The 9,799-nt window shown below is 42.2% G+C and carries 12 protein-coding genes and 1 pseudogene; all 13 read right to left on the bottom strand.

Features of this window, described 5'->3' with window-relative positions; translation table 11 throughout:
• Window positions 1-272: 272 nt before the first annotated feature.
• Window positions 273-695 carry a 3-hydroxyacyl-ACP dehydratase FabZ gene (gene fabZ, locus ACYQ2O_RS08045; RefSeq protein ID WP_346024287.1) on the bottom strand — a complete coding sequence of 141 codons (423 nt, stop codon included), beginning with the start codon at window positions 693-695 and terminating at the stop codon, window positions 273-275.
• Window positions 696-716: 21 nt separating this feature from the next.
• Entirely contained in the window at window positions 717-1,208 is a 492-nt protein-coding gene (gene accB / locus ACYQ2O_RS08040) for an acetyl-CoA carboxylase biotin carboxyl carrier protein (RefSeq protein WP_091268061.1), read from the bottom strand.
• The gene (fabF, locus tag ACYQ2O_RS08035; protein ID WP_346024280.1) at window positions 1,205-2,449 is read right to left on the bottom strand and encodes a beta-ketoacyl-ACP synthase II; all 1,245 of its coding nucleotides are present in this window, start codon (window positions 2,447-2,449) and stop codon (window positions 1,205-1,207) included. Before fabF ends, accB begins: the two co-directional genes overlap by 4 nt.
• Before the next feature lie 19 nt (window positions 2,450-2,468).
• Window positions 2,469-3,200, bottom strand: a complete 732-nt coding sequence (fabG, locus tag ACYQ2O_RS08030) for a 3-oxoacyl-[acyl-carrier-protein] reductase (RefSeq protein ID WP_346024281.1) — start codon at window positions 3,198-3,200, stop codon at window positions 2,469-2,471.
• Window positions 3,201-3,210: 10 nt separating this feature from the next.
• A complete protein-coding gene (gene fabD / locus ACYQ2O_RS08025; RefSeq protein ID WP_346024282.1) occupies window positions 3,211-4,140 on the bottom strand; it encodes an ACP S-malonyltransferase in 930 nt (309 codons plus the stop codon).
• 82 nt (window positions 4,141-4,222) lie between these two features.
• Complete coding sequence (fabK, locus tag ACYQ2O_RS08020; protein WP_346024283.1) at window positions 4,223-5,176, bottom strand: enoyl-[acyl-carrier-protein] reductase FabK; 954 nt, start codon at window positions 5,174-5,176, stop codon at window positions 4,223-4,225.
• Window positions 5,177-5,198: 22 nt separating this feature from the next.
• Window positions 5,199-5,429 (bottom strand): acyl carrier protein, encoded by a 231-nt coding sequence (locus ACYQ2O_RS08015; protein WP_346024284.1) that lies wholly within the window; start codon window positions 5,427-5,429, stop codon window positions 5,199-5,201.
• Between the two features lie 44 nt (window positions 5,430-5,473).
• Window positions 5,474-6,460, bottom strand: coding sequence for a beta-ketoacyl-ACP synthase III (locus ACYQ2O_RS08010; protein WP_346024285.1), 987 nt, complete (start codon window positions 6,458-6,460; stop codon window positions 5,474-5,476).
• The gene (gene fabT / locus ACYQ2O_RS08005) at window positions 6,460-6,915 is read right to left on the bottom strand and encodes a fatty acid biosynthesis transcriptional regulator FabT (RefSeq protein WP_170230946.1); all 456 of its coding nucleotides are present in this window, start codon (window positions 6,913-6,915) and stop codon (window positions 6,460-6,462) included. Before fabT ends, ACYQ2O_RS08010 begins: the two co-directional genes overlap by 1 nt.
• A gap of 315 nt (window positions 6,916-7,230) precedes the next feature.
• Entirely contained in the window at window positions 7,231-7,587 is a 357-nt protein-coding gene (locus tag ACYQ2O_RS08000; RefSeq protein ID WP_428830598.1) for a DUF2187 domain-containing protein, read from the bottom strand.
• Between the two features lie 85 nt (window positions 7,588-7,672).
• Window positions 7,673-8,116, bottom strand: coding sequence for a MarR family winged helix-turn-helix transcriptional regulator (locus ACYQ2O_RS07995; protein ID WP_346025594.1), 444 nt, complete (start codon window positions 8,114-8,116; stop codon window positions 7,673-7,675).
• A gap of 577 nt (window positions 8,117-8,693) precedes the next feature.
• Window positions 8,694-9,248 carry a CDP-alcohol phosphatidyltransferase family protein gene (locus ACYQ2O_RS07990; RefSeq protein ID WP_346025595.1) on the bottom strand — a complete coding sequence of 185 codons (555 nt, stop codon included), beginning with the start codon at window positions 9,246-9,248 and terminating at the stop codon, window positions 8,694-8,696.
• A 258-nt stretch (window positions 9,249-9,506) separates the two neighbouring features.
• Window positions 9,507-9,799: pseudogene (locus ACYQ2O_RS07985) on the bottom strand (group II intron reverse transcriptase/maturase); the annotation flags it as partial.

Below are 9,799 nucleotides of genomic sequence, written 5' to 3'. Positions count from 1 at the left end.
GAGCCCTCGTCTTAACTGCACGAAAATTAGTGCGTCTGGTGTTTGCACTCCTAAGCGATCACCAACTCTATATCGCAAGATCGGAGGCGATAGAGTCTTAAGAGAAACTATTTCTTAAGGACGACTAACCGAAGATATAAACCGAACGTATTTTCGAATACGTGGCGGTTTAGTTCAGTGCACCCTTTTTTATGAAAATAGGTTGTCATTTTATAATCTATTCTCTTGACTTAACACCATAATGCTTAATAGATACAAATTTTAGTGATCTGCTATCTTCCGATAATGAATGTCATTTCTACTTCACAGACCTTCTTGCCATCCACGTATGCGACACCTTTACCGATTCCAGCATACTCTTTAAGCTTGACGATATCTACTTTTAATTCAAGCACATCTCCAGGAACTACTTTTTTCTTGAATTTAACTTTGTTCAGTCCACCGAGATAGGCTGTCTGAGACTTGAACTGATCCAGTTTTAAAAGCGGGATCGATCCAGCCTGTGCCAGACTCTCAACAATGAGTACACCTGGCATGACTGGTTCTCCCGGGAAGTGTCCTTGGAAAAACTCTTCATTGATCGTTACATTTTTTATTGCGGTGACATGTTCACCTGGAATCAGCTCTGTCACTTTGTCAATAAAGTAGATCGGGTAACGATTGGGAATCAGTTCCTGAATTTCTTTGATGTTCATAGTAGTCATAAGTAGTCTCCTTTAATTTGGCTTGATTTTGATCAGTGACTGATTGAATTCGACAGGCTGTCCGTCTTCGATCATTATTTGGCTGATCGTTCCGTCTACGTCACTCTTGATTTCATTCATGACTTTCATCGCTTCGATGATACAGATGGTCTGACCTTTTGATACTGCATCGCCTTCACTGACGAATGGTGGGGCATCAGGTGAAGAAGACAGGTAGCCTGTCCCTACTATGGGCGCCTTCAGTTCATGAAGATCTTCATCTGGTGCGATCTCTTGTGGCGCGGACTGCGCAGCAGTTTCCTCTTCTGACGAGGGTGAGAATTTCCTTGCAGGTTCTGCCTGATTGTTAGGCTCCACCTGATCTTGGGTCTGCACGACACCACCAGCACCATACGTTTTTCTTTTACTCAATTTTAAGGAGATGTCGTCATTTTCCATCTCGAACTCATAAAGAGATGACCGGTCGATGTGATCGATCAGCTCTTTCAGCTGTTCAAAATTCATTCCTTATCCTCCCATTTCTTGAAGCAGGTAACGGCGTTATGTCCACCAAACCCTAAAGAGTTATTTAATGCATACTGAATTGCTTTTTCTCTTGGCTGATTGCTGACATAATCCAGGTCGCAGGCTTCGTCAGGTGTGCTTAGATTGATTGTCGGTGGAAGTATTCCTTCCTGAAGTGCTTTAATGGATGCGATCGCTTCGATCGCCCCTGCACCTCCAAGTAAATGACCTGTCATGCTTTTAGTACTTGAAACAGCGACACTCGCAGCTGCTTCATCACCTAATGCCAGTTTGATGGCCTCGGTTTCTGAAGAGTCATTGGCAGGTGTAGATGTTCCGTGTGCATTGATATAGCCAATATCTGCAGCTTCGATTCCAGACTCTTTAATAGCCTGCTTCATGGCTCTTGCAGCACCTGATCCGTCTGGAGAAGGGGCAGTCATGTGGAAACTATCTCCAGTCGCACCGTAACCTGTAATTTCAGCATATATTTTCGCCTTGCGTTTCAAAGCAGAAGACAGGCTTTCAAGTACAAGAACTCCTGCACCTTCACCCATGACGAATCCATGACGATTCTTGTCGAAAGGTGTTGAAGCAGCATTAGGATCTTCATTAGTTGATAATGCATTCAGCGCAGCAAAACCTGACATACCGATTTCATTGATGCTTGCCTCAGCTCCACCAGCCAGCATGATGTCGGCATAGCCGTGCTTGATATTTCTATATGCTTCTCCAATTGAATTGTTTCCGGATGCACAGGCTGTGACGATTGAGAGATTCGGGCCTTTTGCTCCAGTTGCTATGGAGATATTTCCCGCAACCATATTTCCAATTGCCATAGGAACGAAAAAGGGAGCAACACGGTCCAGTCCTTTTTCATGCATTTTGATGATCTGGTCCTGCATGGCATTCAGTCCGCCAATTCCTGAACCGACAATGACTCCCATGCGATCGGCATCAATTTCATCCATGTCGATTTCACTATCTTTCACTGCTTCAAGAGCAGCCGCTACGCCATACTGCGAAAATGGGTCCATACGCTTAGCCAGTTTTCTGTCCATGACTTTCTTAGCTTCAAAGTCTCGGACTTCTCCGGCAACATGAACATTGATTGCCTCTCCATCGAATTTGGTCAGCGGCCCTATGCCGTTTCTTCCATTTTTCAGTCCATCCCAAAATTCTGCTACTGAATTGCCAAGCGGCGTAATCGCCCCAAGACCAGTAATTACTACTCTTTCCATTCTCAGCCTCCTAAACTATTTACCCGTTCATTACCATTCCACCATCAACGTGGAAAACTTGTCCGGTAATATACTTCTGATTACTTAAAAACCCTGCCAGCTCAGCTACCTCTTCAGCTTTACCAAGGCGGTTGAGAGGAATAGTCATCAGAGCTTTCTCTTTTACTTCATCGGTCAGCTGATCGGTCATATCCGATTCAATGAAGCCAGGTGCGATGGCATTAACCAGCACGCCTCTTGGAGCCAGCTCCTTGGCCAATGATTTGGTCAATCCGATTACACCGGCCTTACTCGCAGCATAGTTCGCCTGTCCGACGTTTCCAGCTACTCCGACAACACTGGACATATTGATGATATGCCCTGAGCGCTGCTTGAGCATCACTTTAGCCGCTTCTTTAGATGTATAGAACGTGCCTTTCAAGTTCACATCAAGCGTGGCATCAAAATCATCATCAGACAACCTGATTGCCAGATTGTCACGTGTGATCCCTGCATTATTCACTAGAACATCTACAGACCCAAAGTGTTTTCTAGTGTCCTTGATCAGCTTTTTAGCAAAGGCCGAATCGCTGATGTCCCCATTGATAACATGGACAGTCCCGTCGAAAACGTTGAAGTAATCCATCAGATCATCTGACAGGTCTTTTCGTCCGTTAACAACGACATTATGCCCTCTATTAAGAAAGAAGGCTGCGATCGCTTTACCGATTCCTCTGGTGCTTCCTGTTACTATGATTGTTTTTTTATCCATATTACCCCTACTATCCACTCGATTTTTCCAGTAATTTATTCAATTGACTAGGCTTTTCGACATTCGACGGTTTAAAGCTTTTATCAATTGCTTTGATAAATGACTTTAAAGTTTTTCCAGGTCCGACTTCGATAAATCTCTCTACCCCATCTTCAGCCATAATCCGAATCATCTGTTCAAAACGGACAGATGAAGTCATCTGTTCAGTGAGAAGATGAGAAATCGCCCCTGAATCAGGATAAGCACTGGCTGTCACGTTAGAATAGACCGGGATAGTTAACGGGTTGAATGTCTGCTGAGACAGGACTTCAGAAAATTCCTGAGCTGCTGGTTCAAGCAGTTGAGAATGAAAAGGTCCGCTGACATTCAGTTCAACTACACGTTTCGCCCCACGTTCTTCGGCCAGCTTCATCGCCTGCTCCACACCTTCTGCTGTTCCAGAAAGAACAAGCTGACTTGGCGTATTATAATTTGCTACGGTCACATAGTTATTTTCAGTGACTGAGGTACAGATCGATTCAACTGCTTCTGCATCCAGTCCTATGACCGCAGCCATTTTTCCTTCTCCGTCAGGAACAGCTTCTTCCATAAGACTTCCCCTCTTGTGGACAAGTCTGACTGCTTCTTTGAACCCTATGCCTCCTGAAGCGACAAGCGCACTGTATTCTCCCAGACTAAGTCCTGCTGAACAATCCGGATGAATGCCTTCTTCGCCCATGACTGCAGCAATAGCATGACTGACTGTCAGAATAGCCGGCTGAGTATACGGAGTGAGATGTATCTTCTTTTCATCGTTAAAGCAAATTTCAGCAAGATCGAGATCCAATGCCTCACTGGCTTGATCAAATATAGCGCGGGCAGATGCATAAGTGTCGTAGAATTCTTTTCCCATGCCCAGATACTGCGCACCCTGCCCACTAAAGACAAATGCAGTTTTCACGAAAAACTTCCTTTCATATAACTGATAAATGAGTAAGTCGCCATTTGTTTGAATATCAAAGTATTAGACTGAAGCTTACACATCAATTAAAGACGACTGGGTGAGCTGTCAGCTCTTTGTATTCACTCATCAGCTCCTGAATGATCTCCTCACAACTCTGTTCTTTCGATACCAGACCGGCAATCTGACCGGACATAAATGATCCACCATCCTTATCACCTTCAATAACCGCTTTTCTTAAAGCGCCCTTACCAAGCTCTTCAAGACGTGAAAAATCCGGATGCTCATCACTTGTAATTTCTTTTTCTACTTTCAGATATTCTTTTGTGAGTTTGTTTCTAAGTACACGTACAGGATGACCTGTGATCATACCAGTTACGACGGTATCAATGTCTCTCGCCTTAATAATGCGCTCCTTGAATTTTTCATGAGCAATACTTTCATAAGCGACTACAAACCGTGTACCCAATTGTACCGCAGACGCTCCCAGCATAAATGCGGCAGCCATTCCCCGGCCATCTGCTATACCTCCAGCTGCTATTACTGGAATATGAACTGCATCAACGACCTGAGGAACTAGTGTCATGGTTGTCAGTTTTCCAATATGACCTCCAGCTTCCATCCCTTCACAGATGATTGCATCTGCACCTTCTTTTTCCATCCGTCTGGCCAGTGCAACGGAAGCAACTACAGGGATCACAGTAATACCTGCATCCTTGAACTTTTTCATATATCGTCCAGGACTGCCCGCTCCAGTTGTCACGACTTTTATGCCTTCTTCGCACACAACATCGACGACATCATCAACATAGGGTGACAGCAGCAGGACATTCATACCAAATGGTTTGTCTGTCATCTTCTTAGTTTCTTGAATGATTTTTCTGACATACTCACCTGGTTCATGCCCGGCTCCAAGCATGCCCAGTCCGCCTGCATTTGAGACGGCTGCTGCTAGACTTGGAGTGGCAACCCATGACATCGCTCCTTGTATGATGGGATATTTAATTCCAATTTGCTCTAATAAGGGCTGATTCATCTAGGAGCTCCTTCCTGTTAAATTAAGATTCGATTTGACCTTCAACATATTTTACTAGATCTTCTACAGTTGTCAGACCCTCTTCAGATTCTATCTTGATGTCAAATTCGTCTTCGATATCATTTATGATCTGGAACAGATCCAAGCTGTCTGCTTCAAGTTCTTCTCTAAAGTTCGTTGAGAGTTGTACTTCGCTTTCTTCTTTGTCCAGCTGATCTACGATAATTTCCTGAATTTTTTCAAAAGTTGTCATTTATAATTCCTCCGATTAGTTCATTAGTTTTTTAGTTTGTATCATTAGTTTATTTCCAAGAGTAGCGTTCCCCAGGTTAATCCCCCGCCGAAGGCACTCAAGATGATTTTCTGTTTTTTTCCATTCAACACTTTTTTTTCTTTTGCAAGCTCGTCCAATAGTATCGGTAGACTGGCTGCAGATGTGTTCCCGTAATTCTGAATGTTCATTGGAAATGTCTCGACAGGACGCTTCAGTTTCCTGGCAACAATTTCTATGATGCGTGCATTTGCCTGATGAAGAAGAAAATAATCAATGTCTTCTATGTCAGTCCCGCCGGCTTCAATAACCTTTTGGATACTGTCCGGAATCGAGCGAGTGACAAAGTTGAAGATCTCTCTTCCATCCATAGTCAGGTAACTGACTGATTTGTCTGACTGTACAAGAGGATTATCCACCTGTCTATTCCCAGATGTCAGTGCCTCTCCTTTATCTCCATTTGCATGAAGATCTTCAGATATAAACTGATCAGACTCATCTGTCTTACCTATCAGGACTCCTGCTGCTCCATCACCGAAAAGTACTGCCGTCTTTCTGTCTGTCCAGTCGATCTCTTTTGACATGACCTCTCCGCCAAGCACTAAGGCATAGCTGTAGGGAGCATGTCTGAGTATTTTTTCTGCTGTAGATAGCGCGTAGACAAAACCTGAGCAGGCTGCGTTCATATCGAATGCCATCGCCTGACCCGCTTGAATCGCTGACTGTACTTTACTGGCAACAGATGGAGACTGCCCATCAGGTGACATTGTCGCAACAATAATCAGTCCGATTTCATCAGCATCGATATGACTACCTTCTAGCACATCATGCGCAGCTTTGACGCACAAGTCACTCGTGTTGTCTCCACGAGATAAGTAACGGGATCGGATACCTGTCCGTTTGACAATCCATTCGTCAGACGTATCCATCCAGCTCGTCAAATCATGATTAGACACACGATGAGGTGGGATATATTTCCCAGTTGAATATATTTTTACATGGGTCTTGTCCATCACTCCGGTAACTGCTCCTTTGTCCGCTCAAGAAAGCTGTGAAGATTCAACAAGCCTTTCATCAGCACTTCAGCTTCTTCTTCGCTCATTTCCGTTAGCGTTTCTCTGACCATGTCTCTATGAAACTTGTCATGAAGACGATAGAGCAGGCGGCCTTGCTTTGTCAGCGCCAGCTTGACGACTCTTCGGTCTTTCTCGCTTCGGACGCGGTTCACATAGCCTTTACGGACTAAGTTGTTGACCGAGACTGTAAGCGTACCTACAGTAATCCCAAGCTTCTTAGCCACTTCACTGGTTGTGTGCTCCTGATACATGCCAATTGCATCAATGGTATGCATTTCTTTGATCGATACATCCTTGAACTGACTGGTCTGGAGTGTCCGTTCTTCAATCATCAGCACATCGTTGAAAATAGATACCAGGTACCCGTTTATTTCATTGATTTTTGGATCCACATCATCTCCTCCTATTCGTTTAGTCGATATTGTTTGATTATCAAACTATTTGACAATCAAAATACTAACTTAGTTTGGAAAAACTGTCAAGATTAAAATAATGATTTATATGTGAAGGCAGTTTTGAAAGTTTTGTTGATAGCGCTATCATTACTGGTTGGAACGGTCTCCTTATTCTTATGTTTTTTGTATGATTTTTTACTGCCTGTTTAACTTCTTAAGTCAAATTTCTGCGGTGACCCTTTTACACTTCCTCAATTCGGGGTGTATAAAAGCAAAAAAGACCATCCTAGGACGGCCTTTTTTGATAGTTGCTTATTCTTCATCCACTTGATTTTTAAATCCTTCAATATCTTTAAAGTTAACGACCGTTTTTTCTTCAACCAGATCACGCATTCTTTCAGCAGAATGATTCCAGTTGATACGGACGATGGCACTGTTTGTAAGAAGTTTTTCAATAATTCCTTCCATTGGTTCGTCTCTAAATGAAAAGATAATTTCATCCCCAACATCCGGTCTTAAATTTTCTTTGATCGTTTCAATAATGTCGACTGCTTCTTTATAAGGTAAATCTAATAAATTAGCAATTCGGGAGTTGCTGGCACCTTTACGAAGTTCCGTTTCAACCAATTGCTGGACTTCCGCAGTGATCTCTTCTTTAGCCACTTTCATCCCCTCAATTCTTCATTAAGATATTATACTCCTTTAATCATTATACCATAAGAGTATTATGAAAGCGAATAAAGGTTGGCCCTAGTTAAGTGTCCTGTAAGCTGACTGCTTTATACCCGACTTTTTTTAGGGTGTTCTGTAAAGTTTTTATTTCTTCTAATGTGCATTCTTCAAAAATTTCAGCTATTTTATCTGCATGCTTAGGAAATATTTCCTTCATCAGAGTATGCCCTTCCTGCGTGAGCTCGCAGAAGGTGACTCTTCTGTCAAACTTATCGGCTACTCTATCGACAAATCCTTTTTCCTCTAGTCTGTCAACGACATATGTGATGCTGCTTGAAGCTAACAGGATCTGTTTTCCGATCATCTGTATTGGTTGACGTCCTTTATTGAATAGAAGTTCAAGTACTGAAAACTCGGTTGCATTCAATCCATAAGATGCCATATCATTTTTTACTACTTTTTCTACACTTGAAGATGCTTTAAGCAAAATTGTCAATGCTTTAAGCTGGTCTCTATTGTCATTCATCTTTCTCACCACCTAATAAGGTAAATACTTTTCTAGTGGGTATGGCAGGGTCACATTTTCAGTTTTTTACTCCTGACTATTGTCCTAGATTATGTCCATGGCAGAAATTTTCAGTTCAGGATATTGACACATTAGGATGCGTTCTTACATGAGTATTTTAAATTATGACAAGACTATCCGAAACTCTTCAGCTGTTCATTCTCAACCCATAAATTCATAACTGACGATTCCTGCTGATTTGTCATTCAAATTATGATACATAAAATCTAATGCGTTTGTCAACACGCTGGTCATTCAGTAATTATGTTCCGGAGTAATAGTAATAGCAATATCCAACCATTTTATTCGTTTATCTTGTCGGGTCCTTTTTTTCTGTGCCATGAGGTCATCTGTTAAAGACGGCAATACGGGGTCTTCTAAAGGTGGTAATTGAATGATTTGATAACATTCAACTCATTACTGGCTTCAAGGTATTTCTTTGCATTATCCAGCCCCACTCCAGTTTCCATGACATTACTCCTCTTGCTTTCCACTAGTTTATCACACGTAAATCAGAATTTTATAATAACACACCTTATTATACTTCGTTACTGTGCATATCTCTGAATAACTTACTGTAATGATAAAATGCACTGATTTGAAAGATACTCGCTACGCCTACCAGAAGAACTACGGTGCCCTCAGTCAGTGTTGGGAAAAAAACAGCAATGAACATAGTGAAGTAAAAGACGATCGTAGCAACTTTACCCGGCCAGATCGATCCATCCAGTGTTTTCTGTTTTTTATACAGCCGGATGTTTTCTACAAACATATAAGTTTCCTTCACCAGGAAAAGAATAAATAGAAAGAGAAACACCGGCCACTTAAACATTAGAACGGCAACGACTGCCACCTGGGTCAGTTTATCGGCAACAGGATCAAGAAGCTGTCCGATTTTTGTCCCCTGATTAAAGCGTCTTGCTATAAACCCATCCACAGCATCAGTCAGTCCGGACAAAACCAGAATACCCGTCGCGTACACATATTCACCATGGGATTCAGCAGACATATAAGCAATTACAAAATACGGAATAAGTATTAACCTGAAATATGACAATATATTTGGAATAGTGAACCAGTCTTTTGCGTTCATCTGTCCTCATCCTCCCGTCGAATATGGGTACCGCTCATTTATTTTTTAATCCGGATTATCATGGGCAATTTGAAATGGAATAATATTCTCTAAAATGATGCCTGTCCATTCACTTGTCAGATCAAATGACCTGATTTGTACTATTTTAGTATACTTAATTTGACCGGTAATAGCAATTTAGAATCGAGTAGGAGATAAATGATTAATTCATTTATCGTCCTCTCACACCACCGTACGTACGGTTCCGTATACGGCGGTTCAATATCTTAAGTAAGCAGACTCTGCTAGGTCTCGTAGTGAAACTACGTTCCACCGGTAGAGTCTTTTCGTTGTAAGCACCCAATGAACTTCAGGTGTTTTTGACAGTCTCCAGTATTTCTTTCTGGAGTAACCAATGCGTTTAGCACTGTCCATATCTAGGCCTAAACGCATTAATCTGCTAATCTTAGTACGTGGATTTTTCCATCTTTTTAAAATGAGTTGCCTGATACGGTGATGGAGCCATTGCTCCACTTTCGTTACGAAGGTTTTGATGAAACCTGTGCCGAAAT

This window comes from Alkalibacterium sp. m-11 (genome assembly GCF_054658155.1).
Note: the sequence above shows the minus strand (reverse complement) of the source record. Positions and strands in the feature narration are given on the sequence as shown.